Source organism: Gordonia rhizosphera NBRC 16068 (assembly GCF_000298195.1).
Taxonomy (GTDB): domain Bacteria; phylum Actinomycetota; class Actinomycetes; order Mycobacteriales; family Mycobacteriaceae; genus Gordonia; species Gordonia rhizosphera.
Window position 1 is genome coordinate 1 of the sequence record NZ_BAHC01000018.1, and the last position, 17,696, is coordinate 17,696.

18 protein-coding genes are annotated in these 17,696 nt (G+C 66.4%); 6 read left to right on the plus strand and 12 right to left on the minus strand.

Annotated features, from left to right (window positions below):
- Positions 1–192 (minus strand): ferritin-like domain-containing protein (locus GORHZ_RS01325; protein WP_006329584.1); only part of this gene is annotated, 192 nt, incomplete at its 3' end.
- A 102-nt stretch (positions 193–294) separates the two neighbouring features.
- Complete coding sequence (locus GORHZ_RS01330) at positions 295–477, minus strand: (2Fe-2S)-binding protein (RefSeq protein WP_006329586.1); 183 nt, start codon at positions 475–477, stop codon at positions 295–297.
- A 125-nt stretch (positions 478–602) separates the two neighbouring features.
- Between GORHZ_RS01330 and GORHZ_RS01335 the strand changes: the two genes are divergently transcribed.
- From GORHZ_RS01335 to GORHZ_RS01345, 3 genes are read left to right on the plus strand one after another with little or no spacing between them, the layout of a single operon-like run.
- The gene (locus GORHZ_RS01335; RefSeq protein WP_006329588.1) at positions 603–1,439 is read left to right on the plus strand and encodes an exodeoxyribonuclease III; all 837 of its coding nucleotides are present in this window, start codon (positions 603–605) and stop codon (positions 1,437–1,439) included.
- Between the two features lie 54 nt (positions 1,440–1,493).
- Entirely contained in the window at positions 1,494–2,528 is a 1,035-nt protein-coding gene (gene trpS / locus GORHZ_RS01340) for a tryptophan--tRNA ligase (RefSeq protein WP_006329590.1), read from the plus strand.
- A 38-nt stretch (positions 2,529–2,566) separates the two neighbouring features.
- The gene (locus GORHZ_RS01345) at positions 2,567–3,604 is read left to right on the plus strand and encodes a YhjD/YihY/BrkB family envelope integrity protein (protein WP_006329592.1); all 1,038 of its coding nucleotides are present in this window, start codon (positions 2,567–2,569) and stop codon (positions 3,602–3,604) included.
- A gap of 170 nt (positions 3,605–3,774) precedes the next feature.
- Here the strand turns inward: GORHZ_RS01345 and GORHZ_RS01350 are convergent, their stop codons facing one another.
- The 10 genes from GORHZ_RS01350 to sdhC form a co-directional block, all read right to left on the minus strand.
- Positions 3,775–5,034, minus strand: coding sequence for a D-alanyl-D-alanine carboxypeptidase family protein (locus GORHZ_RS01350; RefSeq protein WP_006329594.1), 1,260 nt, complete (start codon positions 5,032–5,034; stop codon positions 3,775–3,777).
- A 51-nt stretch (positions 5,035–5,085) separates the two neighbouring features.
- Positions 5,086–5,973: an alpha/beta fold hydrolase gene (locus GORHZ_RS01355; protein WP_006329596.1), complete on the minus strand. Its 888-nt coding sequence runs from the start codon at positions 5,971–5,973 to the stop codon at positions 5,086–5,088.
- On the minus strand, positions 5,970–6,422 hold the full coding sequence (locus tag GORHZ_RS01360) for a MaoC family dehydratase (protein ID WP_006329598.1): 453 nt from the start codon (positions 6,420–6,422) through the stop codon (positions 5,970–5,972). The genes GORHZ_RS01355 and GORHZ_RS01360 overlap by 4 nt, the downstream gene beginning before the upstream one ends.
- Before the next feature lie 11 nt (positions 6,423–6,433).
- Complete coding sequence (locus tag GORHZ_RS01365; RefSeq protein WP_006329600.1) at positions 6,434–8,134, minus strand: PHA/PHB synthase family protein; 1,701 nt, start codon at positions 8,132–8,134, stop codon at positions 6,434–6,436.
- A 206-nt stretch (positions 8,135–8,340) separates the two neighbouring features.
- On the minus strand, positions 8,341–9,564 hold the full coding sequence (locus tag GORHZ_RS01370) for a PucR family transcriptional regulator (RefSeq protein ID WP_245551318.1): 1,224 nt from the start codon (positions 9,562–9,564) through the stop codon (positions 8,341–8,343).
- A 61-nt stretch (positions 9,565–9,625) separates the two neighbouring features.
- Positions 9,626–11,005, minus strand: a complete 1,380-nt coding sequence (locus tag GORHZ_RS01375) for an aspartate aminotransferase family protein (RefSeq protein WP_006329602.1) — start codon at positions 11,003–11,005, stop codon at positions 9,626–9,628.
- A gap of 97 nt (positions 11,006–11,102) precedes the next feature.
- Positions 11,103–11,894 (minus strand): succinate dehydrogenase iron-sulfur subunit, encoded by a 792-nt coding sequence (locus GORHZ_RS01380; RefSeq protein ID WP_006329604.1) that lies wholly within the window; start codon positions 11,892–11,894, stop codon positions 11,103–11,105.
- Complete coding sequence (gene sdhA / locus GORHZ_RS01385) at positions 11,894–13,648, minus strand: succinate dehydrogenase flavoprotein subunit (protein ID WP_006329606.1); 1,755 nt, start codon at positions 13,646–13,648, stop codon at positions 11,894–11,896. Before sdhA ends, GORHZ_RS01380 begins: the two co-directional genes overlap by 1 nt.
- A gap of 17 nt (positions 13,649–13,665) precedes the next feature.
- The gene (locus tag GORHZ_RS01390) at positions 13,666–14,124 is read right to left on the minus strand and encodes a succinate dehydrogenase hydrophobic membrane anchor subunit (RefSeq protein ID WP_006329607.1); all 459 of its coding nucleotides are present in this window, start codon (positions 14,122–14,124) and stop codon (positions 13,666–13,668) included.
- Between the two features lie 12 nt (positions 14,125–14,136).
- Positions 14,137–14,544: a succinate dehydrogenase, cytochrome b556 subunit gene (sdhC, locus tag GORHZ_RS01395; protein ID WP_040529673.1), complete on the minus strand. Its 408-nt coding sequence runs from the start codon at positions 14,542–14,544 to the stop codon at positions 14,137–14,139.
- Between the two features lie 224 nt (positions 14,545–14,768).
- On the opposite strand from sdhC, the gene GORHZ_RS01400 reads away from it, so the two are divergent.
- The 3 genes from GORHZ_RS01400 to GORHZ_RS01410 are packed head-to-tail and all read left to right on the plus strand — an operon-like array spanning position 14,769 to position 17,646.
- On the plus strand, positions 14,769–15,170 hold the full coding sequence (locus GORHZ_RS01400; protein WP_040529674.1) for a cytidine deaminase: 402 nt from the start codon (positions 14,769–14,771) through the stop codon (positions 15,168–15,170).
- Positions 15,167–16,513 (plus strand): thymidine phosphorylase, encoded by a 1,347-nt coding sequence (locus GORHZ_RS01405; protein WP_006329611.1) that lies wholly within the window; start codon positions 15,167–15,169, stop codon positions 16,511–16,513. Before GORHZ_RS01400 ends, GORHZ_RS01405 begins: the two co-directional genes overlap by 4 nt.
- Positions 16,510–17,646 carry an adenosine deaminase gene (locus GORHZ_RS01410; protein WP_006329613.1) on the plus strand — a complete coding sequence of 379 codons (1,137 nt, stop codon included), beginning with the start codon at positions 16,510–16,512 and terminating at the stop codon, positions 17,644–17,646. The genes GORHZ_RS01405 and GORHZ_RS01410 overlap by 4 nt, the downstream gene beginning before the upstream one ends.
- Positions 17,647–17,696: the final 50 nt, after the last annotated feature.

Consider the following 17,696-nt stretch of genomic DNA (forward strand, 5'->3'; position numbering starts at 1 on the left):
GAACAGGATTCGATCGGTCAGGATCTCCGCGTGCTGCATCTCCTCGATCGACTCGGCGCGCGTCTTGGCCGCGAGTTCGGTGAGGCCCCAATTGGCCTGCATCTTGGAGTGCAGGAAGTACTGGTTGATCGCGGTCAGCTCGCTGGTGAGCTGTTCGTTGAGTAGAGCGATCACCTCGTCGTCGCCACGCATGACCGATCCTCCGTTCGCTGGGTAGTGCGAACCTAACATGCACAAACCCCCCGCGTCCGGATCTCGGCGCGAGGGGCGTTCGTCGACGTCAGGTGGGTGTGATCAGGCGGCGGTCGAAGCGGTGGCGTTGCGTTCGCTGACGATCTCGTGGAGGCGTTCGAGGCAGGTGCCGCAGCCCTCACCGGCGCCGCAGCGTTCGCCGATGGCGTCCACGGAGGTCGCTCCGGCGGAGCAGTGCTCATGGACCTCGTCCTCGGTGACCGCGCGGCAGATGCAGACGAACATTTCCTCACCTCTTCACAACCTGGTTAGGTAAGGGTTACATAAAGGAAGGCGGATGACAAGGGTCGCCTTACCTCTGGTACTACCGCACCATTCTGTGGTCAGCGCCCGTCAGTACTCTCTGTCGTGTGTCCCTCACCATCACCACCGTGAACGTCAACGGTATTCGCGCGGCGGTCAAGCATCGATCGGAGGCCAATCGCGGCCTTCTCCACTGGCTGGCCGCGTGCGATTCCGACGTGGTCCTGATGCAGGAGGTCAGGGCCGAACCGGAGCAGGCGCGAGAGTCGCTGGCACCGGCGCTCGACGACGGCTGGCACTTCGCGATGTCGGCGTCGGTGGTCAAGGGGCATGCCGGGGTCGGGGTGCTGAGCCGGGTGCCGATCACGGCGGTCCGCGCCGGGTTCGGCAGTGACGAGTTCGACCCCACCGGTCGCTACCTCGAGGCCGACATCGACTCCTCGCTGGGGGCGATGACCGTGGCGAGCCTCTATCTCCCCAAGGGCGCGGCGGCCACCACCGCACCGAAGGACGTCGCGAAATACGAGGAGAAGGTGCGCTTTCTCGACGAGTTCGGCACCTACCTCGACCGTCTTCGGCGTCGACGGCGACACGTCGTGGTCGGTGGGGACTGGAACATCGCGCACGGCGAGGCCGACATCAAGAACTGGAAGGGCAACCTGAAGAGTCCCGGCTTCCTACCGCACGAGCGGTCGTGGGTCGGCGCGTTGCTCGACGGCGGATGGAACGACGTGGCGCGTGACCTCGCCCCCGACGACGACGGTCCCTACACCTGGTGGTCGTGGCGCGGCAAGGCCTTCGACAACGACTCGGGGTGGCGCATCGACTATCAGTTGGCCAATCGCACCCTCGCCGGGCGGGCGGTCAAGGCCACCGTGGATCGGGCCGATGCCTACGACCTGCGCTGGTCCGATCACGCCCCGATGACCGTGGTCTACGACTGACAGTTCGCGGACCGCCGGCGAAAACGGCTCGCCGGGTCTGCGAAACTGGAGGGCATGAGCAGTGACGTCCCCGCACCCTCCGCGCCACGCCCGCGCGTCCTGTCGGGTATCCAGCCGACCAGTGACTCCTTCCATCTCGGCAACTACCTGGGGGCGGTCCGGCAGTGGGTGGCGCTGCAGGATGAGTTCGAGGCGTTCTACTTCATCCCCGATATGCACGCCATCACGGTGCCGTACGAGCCGAAGGTTCTCGCCGAGCGGACCCGCCTGAGCGTGGCGCAGCTGCTGGCGGTCGGTGTCGACGCGGAACGGTCGACCATCTACGTGCAATCGCATATCCCCGAGATCGCCCAGCTCACCTGGGTGCTGTCGTGCATCACCGGCTTCGGCGAGGCCAGCCGGATGACACAGTTCAAGGACAAGTCCGCCAAGCAGGGCGTCGACGCAGCCGGTGTGGGACTGTTCACCTACCCGATCCTGATGGCCGCGGACATACTGGCCTTCGATGTCGATCAGGTTCCCGTCGGTGAGGACCAGCGCCAGCATCTCGAACTCACACGCGACCTCGCACAACGGTTCAACTCGCGATACGGCCCGGTGCTCAAGGTGCCCGCGGCCTACATCGTGAAGGAGTTCGCCAAGATCTACGACCTGCAGAACCCGACGGCGAAGATGAGCAAGTCCGCCGAGTCGGACCGGGGCCTGATCAACCTGCTCGACGAACCCAAGAAGTCCGCGAAGAAAATCCGCTCGGCGGTCACCGACACCGACACCGTCGTCCGGTTCGATCCGGAGACCAAGCCCGGTGTCAGCAACCTGCTCACGATCCAGTCGGCGCTGTCGGGCACCCCGGTCGAGGTCCTCGTCGACAAGTACGCGGGCAAGGGCTACGGCGACCTCAAGGTCGACACCGCCGACGTGCTGACGGAGTTCGTGACACCGTTGCGCGGCCGGGTCGCCGAGTACATGGAAAATCCGGAATACCTCGACGAGGTCTTGGCCCGCGGTGCGCAGCGCGCACGTGCCATTGCCTCGACGACCCTGGCCGCCGTCTATGACAAGGTGGGGTTCCTGGCCACTGGCGGATGAGCGACACCGCCACGATCCGATGAGGAAGGCGGTTCCCCATGAGTTCGGCGGTCGATTCGGCGAAGGCGGTTGCCGATCGCGGCAAGTCGGCCTACGAGCATGTCCGGGAGAACTGGGGCTGGCTGAACCATCTGGTCGCCACCCTGCAGCGCTACACACAGCGACGCGGGAACCACTTCGCGGCCAGTATCAGTTTCAACGGCATCCTCGCCCTGGTCCCGATCATCATGGTCGCCTTCGCGATCGCCGGGTTCGTCCTCGCGAACCGTCCGGAGGTGCTCGAGCAGATCCAGGATGCGGTGGTGCGCAACATGCCCGGGTCGCTCGGCGAACAGGTCGGGAACATCATCGACTCGGCGATCAACTCGCGGACCACGGTCGGTGTCGTCGGACTGATCGGCGCGGCGTTCACCGGCATCGGGTGGATCTCCGGCGTTCGGATGGGCATGACCGAGATGTGGGGCGGTCGGATCCAGCGCAACCCGGTGATGTCGAAGGTCTGGGATCTGCTCGCGTTCGCGTTGCTCGGAGTCGCGTTCGCGGTGACCATGGCATTGACCGCCGTCGGTAACTCCGATCTCACCCACACCGTCCTGTCGTGGGTCGGCCTGCAGAACGCGTCCTGGGCGCCGACGCTGGTGCGGACGGTCTCCATCACCATGTCGGTGTTCGCGTCGTGGGTGCTGTTCACCTTCGTCATGGCCCGACTCCCGTTGGTGCGGTTGCCAATTCGTAACACCTTGAAAGCCGGGCTGATCACCGCAATCGCCTTCGAGATCGTCAAGACGGTGGGAGGGATCTACCTGTCGTCGGTGCTGGGGAGTCCGGCCGGGATCGCGTTCGGTCCCATCATCGGCATCATGGTGTTCGCCTACCTCTCCTCGCGCATCATCCTCTACGCCGCGGCCTGGTGTGCCACCGATCCGATGAACGAGGAGTACCAGGTGTCCGAAGAGGAGCCCCTCCCGCAGGTGGTCGTGTCACCGAACTACGAGATCAACCCCATGCCCAAACCGGCCGCGTTGATCGCGACCGCGGGGTTGGGTGCGATGGTCGGGTGGCTATTGCGGCGCTGAGGGCGGCCTTAGTGGTGTGTCTCGGAAATAGGTAACTCGTCTCCGGCGTTCGATCGACGCCTGGCGGCGTTGTCGTCGGTCACGATAGCGCCGCTATCGCTCCCTCCTCCGCCTTGCCAGATCGCCGATCGCTCCACCGGAGACGGGTCACCTATTTCCGAGACACACCATTAGCGTCTGCGCAGGAGGCGTGATCCGATGAGCAGCAGCACGGCGGCGGTGAATGCCAACGCGAGGCCGATCAACAGGTGGACCGCGCCGCGTGTCGGCTGATCGGCGCCGGCAGCCACCACGGTGCGGGTGTGGGACGGTGCAGCCGCCGTCGGGGTCGTCGGTGCACCCGGTGGCGTCGCGAGCGCCCCGGGATCGACAAGCGTGCCGACCGAGACGTCGCGCGGTGCGCGGAACCCGTAGTCGAACAGCGACTTCGTCTGATCCCAGTACGAATTCGATCCCACGGTGAGGCCGAACATCTCGACGGTCATGATGGATCTGCCGTCACGTTCGACGACGCCGACGTAGGTCTTGCGCGCGTCGTCGGTGTACCCGGTTTTTCCGCCCACCATGCCGGGGTAGCCCTCGAGCAGCAGGTGGTTGGACGTCTGCATGAGGTAGGCGGGATGGTTCTTGTCACCCGGGATGTCCGGGCGTTTCGGATAGCCGGGGAAGCGGTAGGTCGGCATGGCGATCAACTCGCGGAAGGTGCTGTTGCGCATGGCCTCCCGGAAGATGACCGCCAGATCGTACGGCGACGACGACATGCCCGGCGCATCGAGACCCGACGGCGACGCCGCTCGGGTGTCGTCGGCGTGCAATGCATGTGCTTTGGCGTTCATCGCCGCGAGCGCGGCATCGACGCCACCGAGTTCGCGAGCCAGGGCATGGGCGCAATCGTTGCCGGAGACAACGAGTAGGCCGGTCAGCAGATCGCGGGTGGTGTAGTGCCCGCCCGGGCCCATGCCGCACGAGTCGCCCTCCTGGCTCCAGTCCTGGGGCGACGGTGCCACGACCGCGTCGAGGTCGAGTTCATCGAGGGCCACGAGGGCGAGCAAGACCTTGATCGTCGACGCCGGCCGGTACCGGCCGTGCGGATCCTTGGCGGCGATGATCTGCCCGGTGGCGAGGTCGGCGACGAGCCACCCCGCCGAGGTCAGCCGCGGCGGCACCGGACCGAGCGCCGGGTCGGCGAGAACCCCGCACCCCGCGAGGCGCTCGCCCCCGACCACGGGGGTCGGGACCGGCAGCGGGGTGGGCGTTGTCGCTCCCGGTGCCACGACCTCCGATTCGTCCACCGGTGACGGGGTCCCGAGCCGGTACGGGCAGTGGTCGGTCACCGGTGTCGGCGCCGGTACCGCCATCGCGAGCGACGGCGACACGAAAGCGATCAGCAGCGCCGCTAAGAGGCCGGCGAGAGTGGCGAAGGGCCGCACGGCTGCGACATTATCAGCCACCGACTCACTCGCCTCGCCGACGAGCCGGTGTCATCCTCCCGGAGTGAGGTGCTCGGGATGGTCACGCTGCAGCCGCCGCGGGATGCGGGGCGGACCGAGGAAGTCGTCGATCACGGGTCCGAATACCGAGGCGTTGAGCACCAGGTCGATATGACCGCCGCCGTGCCGGTGCAGACGGCCGCGCGGCATCAGCCGACTCATGATGTGGCCGTTGATCATCGGGATGATCGGATCGTCCTCTCCGGCGACGATGAGCGTCCGCTGCCGGATCACCGGCAGGGCGAACAGCGACGTCCACACGGCACCGGCCATCAACTGATGCATGTAGCCGATCTTGGATCCGGCGTGCAGCTGGCGAATGAGTAGCTCGGCGACATCCCGTCCATGATGGCGGACCACACCACCGTAGAGCTCGGCGGCGATACTGCCGCCGTACTCGGGATCGCTGAACCGGCGTGGCGTGAGCATCTTGCTCAACACCCGCGGGTTGCCGGGCACCATCATCGCTCCCGTGCCGGTCGCGACCAGGATCAGCCGGCGGCAGCGGCGCGGGTTCTGGAATGCGAACTGCTGTGCGAGTGCGCCGCCCCAGGACAGCCCGAGGATGTCCACGACGCCGACCTCAAGCCGGTCGAGCACCCGACCCAGCGTCCAGGCCAGGTACGGAAATCCGTAGGGCATCGGGGAGTTGGCGGACTCACCTGTGCCCGGGACGTCGAAACGGATGACCGGACGGGCGCTGTCGAGGTGCTCGACGAGGGGATCGAGCACCTCGAGGCTGGCCCCGATCCCGTTGCACAGCACCAGGGGCACCCCGGTTCCGGGTCGGTAGCGCACGCGGATACGTTGACCACCGGCGGCGATGAGCCGGTCGTTCTCGCCCGGGTCCTGACCGTCGGTGACAGACTCGCTGGTCATCGGTAGAGGACCACGCATTCCGCGACGCACGCCGGGCGGTCGGAGCCCTCCACCTCGTAGGTGACCCGGAAGACGGTCTCCATGCCGACCGGCTTCTCCTGGGCGGAGACGAGTTCCACCGAACCCCGGATACGTTTGCCGACCGGCACCATCGCCGGGAACCGGACCTTGTTCAGGCCGTAGTTCAGCGCGGCGGACACGTTGCCGACCTCGACGGTCTCGGCGATGAGCAGCGGTGCCAGCGACAGCGTCAGAAACCCGTGCGCGATCGTGCCGCCGAACGGACCCGCTGCGGCGCGTTCCGGATCGACGTGGATCCACTGATGATCACCGGTCGCGTCGGCGAACATGTTCACCCGATCCTGGGTGATCTCCATCCACTCCGTGGTGCCCATGGTGGTGCCGGCGTGGGCCGGCAACGATGCGGGACTGTCAATTGTCGTCGTCATCTGGTCCTCTCTCACTTGGCGTGGACATAGGTGCCGGGCGCCGGGGCGATGCCCTCGAAGCCGGCAGCTCCCAGCACGGTCGGTGCGTTGATCTCGTCACCGCCGCGTTCGCTGAGCCACTGCAGGTGATGCGGCCACCACGAGTCGCTGTGCGTCTCGGCGGTCTCGAGCCACGCCTCCGAGGTGATGTCGGCGTCGGCCGCCGCCGTGCGGAAGGAGGCCTTCTTGTTGCCGGGCGGGTTGACCAGGGAGGCGATGTGACCGCTCGTCGAGAGCACGTAGGTATTGCTCTTGGAGCCCAGCAGGGCCGCGCTGCGGTAGGTGGCCTGCCACGGGCAGATGTGATCGGCGATGCCACCGACGACATAGGCGTCGCATTCGATCGCGCCGAGGTCGACCGGCGTGCCGAGCATCGTCGCCTTACCCGGGGTGACCAGAGAGTTCTCGAGGCCCATCATCACCATGTCGCGGTGCAGGGCGGCGGTCATCCGGGTCGTGTCGGCGTTCCAGAACAACACGTCGAAGGCGGCCGGGGAACGTCCCTGGATGTAGTTGTTCACCCAATAGCGCCACACCAGGTCGGTGGGGCGCAACCACGCGAACATCTCGGCCATGGCGTTGCCGTCGAGATAGCCCTTCTTCGACGATGTCCGGATCGCGGCCTTGGCGGCACGTTCGCTGGTCAGCGCCGACGCGAAGCCGGCCTGGCTCTGATCGAGGACGGTGACGCCGAGAGTCAGGCTCGAGACCTTGTCGCCCAGCCCGGTCGCGGCGAGGTGGGCCAGGGTCATGGCGGCGAGGATGCCGCCCGAACAAGTCGCGAACATGTTGGTCGACGGTGCCTTGGTCACGGCGAGGGTGGCGTCGATCGCGTCGATGATCGCCTGACCGTAGGCATCGAATCCCCAGTCCTTGTGCCGCGAGGAGGGATTGCGCCAGGAGATGGCGAAGACCTGGTGGCCGCCCTTGACGTAGTGCTCGATGAGGCTCCGGTTGGGCGCGATGTCCATGATGTAGTACTTGTTGATCACCGGCGGCACCAGCAGCAGCGGCACCTCGTGCACCGTGCGGGTCTGCGGCGCATACTGGATCAGCTCGAACATCCGGGTCTTCAGCACGACCGTGCCCTTGGTGGTGGCCACCGTCTCACCGACGACGAAGGCGTCCGAATCGACCATCGCCGGGACGCGCGGCTTGGACGCCATGTCCCGGGCGAAGGCCTTGAGACCGCGAACCGCCGACATGCCGCCGGTGTCGATCATCGCCTTCCATCCCAGCGGACTCAGGAACGGGTTGTTGGTGGGTGAGAGGCCCTCGATGAGGTTGTCGAGCGCGAACCGGATCTTCTCGGCATCGCGCCAGTCGAGGTCGGCGGCGGCGTAGAGACGTTCCGCGGTGGCCGAGCCCGCCAGGTAGGCCTGCTCGACACGGCGCAGCAGCGGGTTGCCCGACCACGCTGGATCCGAGAACCGCTTGTCACCGCGCGCGGGCGCCCGGTCGGACTGTCCCACGGCGATCGCGGCGAGTTCACGCGTGAGGCCGAGCGCCTCCTCGCCGACGGTGATGGGCTGGGAAGCCAGCGAGGCGCCGAAACGAGCCCACGCCGCGTTGGGGGCCATCCGGCTCGCGAACGACTTGGTCGAGTTGACCAGCAGCAGATCCAGGGGGGCGACGATGTCGTTGGCGGCGGTGGGGGTTTGGGCGATTGTCATATGCGACCTCTTCGGGGGGAGTGCTGGCTCGATCGGTGATCTCGTCGGTCGGCCGGTGGGGAGGGCAACCGTCTTTGCCCTACCATCGTGTGCCCGATCACCCCTGTTCGGCTATGGTGCACGGTCTAACGTCGCTTCCCGGTCGGTGTGCACGTGCACAACCGCGCTGGTCGGATGTGTCAGAGCCCACGCGAAACCGGCCATCATCAGGCTTGCGGGCCGCCGCCACCGATCGGTAGCTGATCGATGACCTCGAAGGCCAGGCACAGTTCGGCCACCTCGCGGGGTGCCGTGGTCGAGCGTCCCGTCAGTTCCTCGATGCGGCGGAGGCGATGGCGAACGGTGTTGCGGTGCACGTGCAGTCGGGTCGCGGTGTCGTTGATGTTTCCGCCGACCGACGACCAGACGCGGAATGTCTCGACCAGGGGGTCGCGGTCCTCGGCCGGCAGGTCGAACAGGCGGCCGAGCACGGTGACGGACAGGTCGGCCGCGACCTCCGGCGCGGCGACGGCCGCCACCCCGAGTACCGAATTGTCGAAGACGCTGACCCCTCGGCCACGCCGGGTCATCGCGACCCGTGCATAACGCAGTGCCCGAGCCGTGTCGGCCAGGTCGGTGAAGGGCGGGCTCACCCCGACCCGGTCGGTCGCGGCGCGAGTCATGATGTCGAGCGCTTTGCGCCGGGCGTCGGGCGATGGGACGTGCACGATGCCGATCTGTTGGTCGGGGAGCAGGCGCCAGGCGGAGCGCAGGTCCGCGCTCGACAACTTGGCTTCGATACTCGCCAGCGGCGCCTTGCCGACGATCGTGGCCCGGGCGGCGACCGCGATGTAGGGACCGCGGTGGGGCAGTCGAAGATGCTCGGCGATCTCCCACAGACTCTGCTCGGAGGATACGCGGCCCTCCAACAGGTGTTGGGTCAACGCGGCGCGTTCGCTCGCGTCGTCGAGGATCATCGCCGTCGTGCGTTCGCGGTGCGCGGTGGACATGGCGACGACGAACGCATCCTGCGCCTGCCACATCCGCGAGGTCGCCTCGAGCAGTGTCTCCCGGCTCAGTTCCGGGTGCTCCTGTGCGACGGCCATGAATTCGTTCCACACCATCTGGAAGCCGATCCGGTAGGCATGCATCAGAGCCGGCAACGGCACCCCCGCGTCGGCGCGATTCGCCCCGGTCTCCGCTGCGGAGGAGGTGTCGAACTCGGCGTCGCCCGCGAGCCCGTGGATCACCATCGCGTAGTTGCTCCGCACGGTCTCGACGATGTCGGATTGCGTGATCACCCGGGTCGAGCCGTAGTAGTCCACCTGCTCCCGGATGGTCTGGGCCACCCTGGGGGCGAGGTTGTCGAGTCGACCCGACAGCACGTTCACGACCGTATTGAGCTCGCTCTCCCCGTCCTCTGCCTGCGTGGTCATTCGGCCGCTGCTCACCGTGCCATTGTCGATGTCGTGACGGCGCCGTGGGCTGATTCCGGTCAACCGGACGGGAAACTCAGAGCAGCGTGTAGGCTTCCGCGAGCACCGACCGCAGGATCTGCTCGATCTCGTCGAACTCGGCCTGCCCGGCGATCAGCGGCGGTGCGAGTTGGACGACGGGGTCACCGCGATCGTCGGGGCGGCAGTACAGGCCGGCGTCGAACAGCGCCGTGGTCAGGAATCCGCGCAGGATGCGTTGCGACTCCGCCGGGGTGAATGTCTCCTTCCTCGCTTGGTCCTTGACAAGCTCTACGGCAAAGAAGTACCCCTCACCGCGGACATCCCCGACGATGGGCAGGTCGTAGAGCCGTTCCAGCGTCGCGCGGAATGCCGGCGCATTCCGCCGGACGTGGTCGTTGAGGCCCTCACGCTCGAAGATGTCCAGGTTGGCGAGCGCCACCGCGGCCGAAACCGGGTGTCCGCCAAAGGTGTAGCCGTGCGGGAAGGTGGTTGTGCCGTCGCGGAACGGCTCGAAGAGTCGGTCGCTCGCGATCATCGCTCCGATCGGTGAATATCCAGATGTCATCCCCTTCGCGCAGGTGATGATGTCCGGTACGTATCCGAAGTCGTCACAGGCGAACATCGATCCGATGCGCCCGAACGCGCAGATCACCTCGTCGGAGACGAGTAGGACGTCGTATTCGTCGCAGATCTCGCGGACGCGTTCGAAATAGCCTGGGGGCGGCGGGAAACAGCCGCCCGCGTTCTGCACCGGCTCGAGGAAGACCGCGGCCACCGTCTCGGGCCCTTCGAACTCGATGGCCTCCGCGATACGGTCGGCGGCCCAGCGGCCGAATCTCTTGGGATCGGCGGCGAGTTCGTCGTCGGCCCGATAGATATTGGTGTTGGGCACGCGGAACCCACCGGGTACCAGCGGTTCGAACATCTGCTTCAGCGCCGGCACTCCGGTGATGGCCAAGGCGCCCTGTGGGGTGCCGTGATAGGCAACCGATCGGGAGATCACCTTGTGCTTCAACGGTTTTCCGATGAGTTTGAAATATTGTTTGGCCAGCTTCCAGGCGCTTTCGACCGCTTCGCCTCCCCCGGTGGTGAAGAAGACGCGGTTCAGGTCACCGGGTGCGTAGGCGGCCAGGCGCTCGGCGAGTTCGATGGCCGGCGGAGTCGCATATCCCCATACCGGAAAGTAGGCGAGGTCGGTGGCCTGTCGCGCCGCGGCCTCGGCGAGTTCGGTACGTCCGTGCCCGACCTGGACCACGAACAGGCCGGAGAGACCGTCGAGGTAGGACCGGCCGCGATCGTCGAAGATGCGGACGCCCTCACCGCGCGTGATCACCGGCGGGGTGATGCCGTCGCCGTGCCGGGCGAAATGCCCCCACAGGTGTGCCGCGCTCCGTTCGCCGAGGGAGCGGTTGCCGGGATCGGCAGTGCCGGTCATCGGATCCCCAATTGTGTTGTCGTCGAAGATGAAACCGCCCTCCCACCGTGGTGGGAAGGGCGGTTTCGCGGGCTCAAGGGAAGGCCTGTCGAGACGGTCAGCGCGAGAACATCAGGGCGCGCTTGACCTCCTGGATCGCCTGGGTCACCTGGATGCCGCGTGGGCATGCCTCGGTGCAGTTGAACGTGGTGCGGCAGCGCCACACACCGTCGACGTCGTTGAGGATGTCGAGACGTTCGACAGCACCCTCGTCACGGCTGTCGAAGATGAACCGGTGTGCGTTGACGATCGCCGCGGGGCCGAAGTAGCTGCCCTCGTTCCAGAACACCGGGCAACTGGTGGTGCAGCAGGCGCAGAGGATGCACTTGGTGGTGTCGTCGAATCGGGCGCGATCGCTCTGGCTCTGAATACGCTCGTGGGTCGGCTCGTTGCCGGTGGTGATGAGGAACGGCTTGATCGCCCGGAACGCGTCGAAGAACGGCTCCATGTCGACCACGAGATCCTTCTCCACCGGCAGACCCTTGATGGGCTCGATGGTGATCGTGATCTCCTTGGTCTTGTCCTTCGGCAACAGGTCCTTCATCAGGAGCTTGCAGGCCAGTCGGTTGACGCCGTTGATCCGCATCGCGTCCGAGCCGCACACGCCGTGCGCGCAGCTGCGGCGGAAGGTCAGGGTGCCGTCGAGGTAGCCCTTCACATACAGCAGCAGGTTGAGCAGACGGTCGGTCGGCAGTGCCGGCACACGGAAGCTCTCGAAGCCCTGGGCATCGGGGTTCTCCGGATTGAACCGGTAGATCTTCAGCGTCACCATGGTCGCCTCGTCGGGGACGGGCGGCAGCGGCGGTTCCGCGGAGGCCGGAGTCGGATTCTTGTCGATGCTGACGGTCATCAGTACTTACGCTCCATCGGCTCGTAACGGGTCTGCACCACGGGCTTGAAGTCCAACTCGATGTCACTCAAGAGGTCGGTGCCCTTCTTGTAGGCCATCGTGTGGCGCATGAAGTTGACATCGTCCCGGTTCGGGTAGTCCTCCCGGGCGTGCCCACCGCGCGATTCCTTGCGGTTGAGGGCGCCGACCACCGTCACCTCCGCCATCTCCAGGAGGAAACCGAGCTCGATGGCCTCGAGCAGGTCGGAGTTGAACCGCTTGCCCTTGTCGTGGACGCGGATCTGGGCGTAGCGCTCCTTGAGGGCGTGGACGTCGGTGAGCGCCTGCTTGAGCGTCTCCTCGGTGCGGAACACCGAGGCGTTGTTGTCCATCGTGGCCTGCAGCGCGGTCCGGATGTCGGCGACCCGCTCGTGGCCGTGCTCGGACAGGATGGTCTCCAGCCAGCTGTCCACCATCGCGGTGGGGGCCTCGGGCATGTCGGTGAACTCGACGGAGTTGGCGTACTCGGCGGCCGCGATTCCCGCACGCCGACCGAACACGTTGATGTCGAGCAGCGAGTTGGTGCCGAGACGATTGGCGCCGTGCACCGAGACGCACGCGCATTCGCCGGCCGCATACAGTCCGTGGACCACCTCGGTGTTGTTGCGCAGCACCTGGCCCTCGATGTTGGTGGGGATGCCGCCCATGACGTAGTGGCAGGTCGGGAAGACCGGCACCCATTCCTTCACCGGATCCACACCCAGGTAGGTGCGGGCGAACTCGGTGATGTCGGGAAGCTTCTCGTTGAGGACGTCCTCGCCGAGGTGGGTCACGTCGATGTAGACGTAGTCCTTGTTCGGTCCGGCGCCACGACCCTCGAGCACCTCGAGCACCATCGACCGCGCCACGATGTCGCGGGGTGCGAGGTCCTTGATCGTCGGAGCGTAACGCTCCATGAACCGTTCGCCGTCGACGTTGCGCAGGATGCCGCCCTCGCCGCGCACGGCCTCCGAGATGAGGATGCCGAGGCCCGCCAGACCGGTTGGGTGGAACTGGTGGAACTCCATGTCCTCCAGCGGCAGGCCCTTACGGAACACGATGCCCATGCCGTCGCCGGTCAGAGTGTGCGCGTTCGACGTGGTCTTGTACATGCGGCCCGAGCCGCCGGTGGCGAAGATGATCGACTTCGCGTGGAAGACGTGGATCTCACCGGTCGCCAGCTCGTAGGCGACCACACCCGTCGCGACCTGCTCGCCGTCGTCGTTGGTCGTCAGGCAGATGTCGAGCGCGTAGTACTCGTTGAAGAACTCGACGTCGTGCTTGACGCAGTTCTGGTACAGCGTCTGCAGGATCATGTGTCCGGTGCGGTCGGCCGCGTAGCAGGCCCGGCGCACCGGCGACTTGCCGTGGTCGCGGGTGTGCCCACCGAAGCGGCGCTGGTCGATCTTGCCTTCCGGGGTCCGGTTGAAGGGCAGCCCCATCTTCTCCAGGTCCAGGACGGCGTCGATGGCCTCCTTGGCCATGATCTCCACGGCGTCCTGGTCGGCCAGATAGTCACCACCCTTGACCGTGTCGAAGGTGTGCCACTCCCAGTTGTCCTCTTCGACGTTGGCCAGTGCGGCGCACATACCGCCCTGGGCGGCGCCGGTGTGGCTGCGGGTCGGGTAGAGCTTGGTGAGCACAGCCGTGCGGGCGCGGGGTGCCGACTCGATGGCGGCACGCATGCCGGCGCCACCGGCGCCCACGATGACCACGTCGTAACGATGTTCCTGCATGGGTTGTTGGGCTCCTTTTAGTCGACGCTGGCGGCGTCGAAGGTCAGAAGGGCGTAGGTGCCGAGCACCAGGACCAGGATCATCGACACCCCGAGCAGCACATTGAGCCAGAAGCGGGTGGAGTCCTTGCGCGAGTAGTCGGCGATCACGGTGCGCACACCGTTACCGCCGTGCAGCTGGGCCAGCCACAGCATGGTGAGATCCCAGATCTGCCAGAACGGTTCCTTCCACCGGGCGGCGACGAAGGACGCGTCGATGCGGTGCACGCCGTCGTCCCAGGCGAGCATGATGAACATGTGCCCGATGGTCAGGATGATCAGCGCCAGACCCGAAAAGCGCATGAACAGCCAGGCCCACTTCTCGAAGTTGCCGCCCTTGCGCATCCGCGGTGCACGCGGATTGTCCAGGCTGGCGGGACGGTCGTATTGGGTGCCGAGGCTCTTGGCGACACCCGGAGCGGCTTGCGATGCAGTCATCTTCGGTGCCTCCTAGAACGAGTGGTCGATGAGGATTGCCAGCAGACGGATCGCTGCGGCGCCGAACACGATCAGGAAGAGCACGCCGATCGCCCACAGCATCTGGCGCTGGTACTTCGGACCCTTCGACCAGAAGTCGACGAGAATGATCCGCACGCCGTTGAACGCGTGATAGAGAACCGCGGCGACGAGCGCGATCTCCATCAGGCCGATGAGCGGCGTCTTGTAGGTCTCGATGACCTCGGAGTACTTGTTCGGATCGACCCGGATCACCGCGGTGTCCAGGACGTGGACGAACAAGAAGAAGAAGATGGTGACACCGGTGATGCGGTGCAACACCCACGACCACATCCCAGGGTCGCCTCGATACAAGGAGCGTTTGCGGACCGGCTCCGGTGCCGTTTCGGTCGGGGTGCTCATCAGTGAATTGGCCTCCAACAGCGTCGATGGATTTGCCGAGTCGGCATTGTGAGGCTCGGCCGTGGACCCATGGAAGAGACTTTAAACCTATGCTGAGGCCCGTAGAAACTTGCCCGAACCGATTTGGGCGCCAAGTGATCTCGATTTAGGGTTGCCTAACCGACGTTGGCGGGGTCAACTGTGACGCATCTTGGTCGCCCGTACCGATTGTGAGGTCAGCGGACGTGGTTGCCGAAAGTGACTGGAAGATGTTGCGGCACAGGGCAAAAGCGATGATCGATCGGGCATATGCGCCCTACTCGGAATTCCCCGTGGGCGCAGCGGGTCTCACCGTCGACGGTGAGGTGGTGCTCGGCTGCAATGTGGAAAATGTCTCATACGGGCTCGGGATCTGCGCCGAGGTCGCGCTGATCGCCCATCTCGTGGGTACCGGCCGGACGGGTCTCATCGCGGTCTCGGTATGTGATCGCAACGGCGCCGTGCTGATGCCGTGTGGCCGGTGCCGCCAAGTCCTCCTCGAGCACGGTGGGCGCGACCTCCTGATCGACCACGGTGGGGGTCCGGTGTCGCTGGGCGAGCTGCTGCCCGATGCATTCGGTCCCGACGATCTGGAGGCCGCCCGATGAGCGGTACCGGCCCCACCGATGCCGTGGCGACCGACGAGGAAATCATCGACACAATTTCGGTGATCACCGCCAAACGTGACGGCAACGCGCTGACCGACGCGCAGATCGAGTGGATCATCGACCGCTACACCCATGGTGGGCATGTCGCCGACGAACAGATGTCCGCGCTGCTCATGGCCATCTTCCTGCGGGGGATGAGCCGCCCGGAGATCGCGCGGTGGACCCGGGCGATGATCGACAGCGGGCGGCGGATGGACTTCTCCGGCCTGCGCCGAGACGGGCGGCCGCTGGTGACCGTCGACAAGCATTCCACTGGCGGGGTGGGCGACAAGATCACCTTGCCGTTGTCGCCGCTGGTGGCCTCCTTCGGGGTGGCGGTGCCGCAATTGTCGGGCCGGGGGCTCGGACACACCGGCGGCACCCTGGACAAACTCGAGTCGATCCCGGGCTGGCGGGCCGATCTGGACCCCGACGAGATGTCGGACCAGCTCGAACACGTGGGTGTGGTGATCTGCGCCGCGGGCGGCGACCTGGCACCCGCGGATCGCCGCCTGTACGCACTCCGCGATGTCACCGGCACGGTGGAATCGATCCCGCTGGTGGCGAGTTCGATCATGAGCAAGAAGATCGCAGAGGGCACCGGTGCGCTGGTGCTCGACGTCAAGACCGGCAGCGGCGCGTTCTTCAAGTCCCTCGCGCAGAGCCGTGAGCTGGCGGAGACGATGGTGTGGCTCGGTAATGAGGCCGGCGTGGACACGCGAGCGTTGCTCACCGACATGGACTGCCCTCTCGGTGCGACCGCGGGCAATGCGCTCGAGGTGGCCGAGTCGTTGGAAGTCCTCGCCGGAGGCGGACCCGCCGACGTCGTCGAGCTGACCGTCGCGCTGGCGCGGGAGATGCTCGACGCGGCCGGCCTGCCCGACGCGGACCCTGCCCTGCATCTGGCGAACGGTATGGCCATGGACGTCTGGCGGGCGATGATCGCTGCGCAGGGCGGTGATCCCGACGCGGCGTTGCCGTCGGCGCGGCACACCGACACCGTCGTCGCCGCCGAGTCCGGGATCGTGTCCCGGGTGGACGCGATGGCGGTGGGGGTGGCGGCCTGGCGGCTCGGGGCCGGGCGTGCGGTGCCCGGGGAGGCCGTGCAATCCGAGGCCGGGGTGCAGATGCACGCCAAACCCGGCGACCGGGTGCGGGCCGGTGCGCCACTGTTCACCCTGCACACGCAGACCCCGGAGCGGTTCGCGGGGGCGCGCGCCGCCCTGACGGCCGCGGTGACGATCGGTGAACAAGCGCCGCAACGCACGCCATTGGTGATCGATCGCGTTACCGTCGGTGCATGACCGTCGAACCGACGCCGCCGGCGGGCCGGCCACTCGACCTACCGAATCTGTCCCTGGCCCCGAAAGTGTTGCTGCACGATCACCTCGACGGTGGGTTGCGACCGGCCACGGTCCTCGAACTGGCCCACGAGGTCGGGTACACCGAGCTGCCCGCCGACGACGCGCAGTCGCTGGCCCACTGGTTCCGCGACGCGGCCGACAGCGGGTCGCTGGAGCGGTATCTGGAGACCTTCGCGCACACCGTGGCGGTGATGCAGACGCCGTCGTCGCTGGCGCGGGTGGCGCGCGAATGCGTGGAGGACCTCGCCGCCGACGGGGTGATCTACGCGGAGGTGCGGTATGCGCCCGAGCAACATCTCGAACACGGCCTGACTCTCGACGAGGTGGTCGAGGCGGTGCTGGCCGGTTTCGCCGAGGGGGAGGCCGCCGCCGCGGCGACGGGTCGGCCGATCATGGTGCGGTGCCTGGTGACCGCTATGCGGCATGCCGCGCGCTCGCGGGAGATCGCCGAACTCGCGGTGCGCTACCGCGACGAGGGTGTCGTCGGCTTCGACATCGCCGGTGCCGAGGCCGGCAACCCGCCCACTCGTCACCTCGACGCGTTCGAGTTCATGCGGGCCAACAACGCGCACTTCACGATTCACGCCGGGGAGGCGTTCGGCCTACCGTCGATCCACGAGGCGATCGCGTTCTGCGGTACCGACCGGCTCGGGCACGGGGTGCGGGTCATCGACGACATCGATCTGCCGCCGGGTGCCGATCTGGCCGCGGAGTCCTTCGAGGGCGCCGAACTCGGTCAGATCGCGAACATCGTGCGCGACAAACGGATTCCCCTCGAGTTGTGTCCGAGTTCGAATGTGCAGACGGGTGCGGTCTCCTCGATCGCGGAGCATCCGTTCAATGCGCTGGCGCGGTTGCGATTCCGGGTCACCGTCAATACCGACAACCGTCTGATGAGCGACACGACGATGAGCAAGGAGTTCTACCGGCTCGCCGAGCAGTTCGGTTACGGCTGGACCGATTTCGAGCGCTTCACGGTGAACGCGATGAAGTCGGCCTTCGTCCACTTCGACGAGCGGCTACGGCTCATCGACGATGTCATCAAACCCGGTTATGCGGTACTGATCGGCTAAGTGGTTCTGAACAGGACCACTAAGCCTGAATCCACCGACCCGATTCGCTG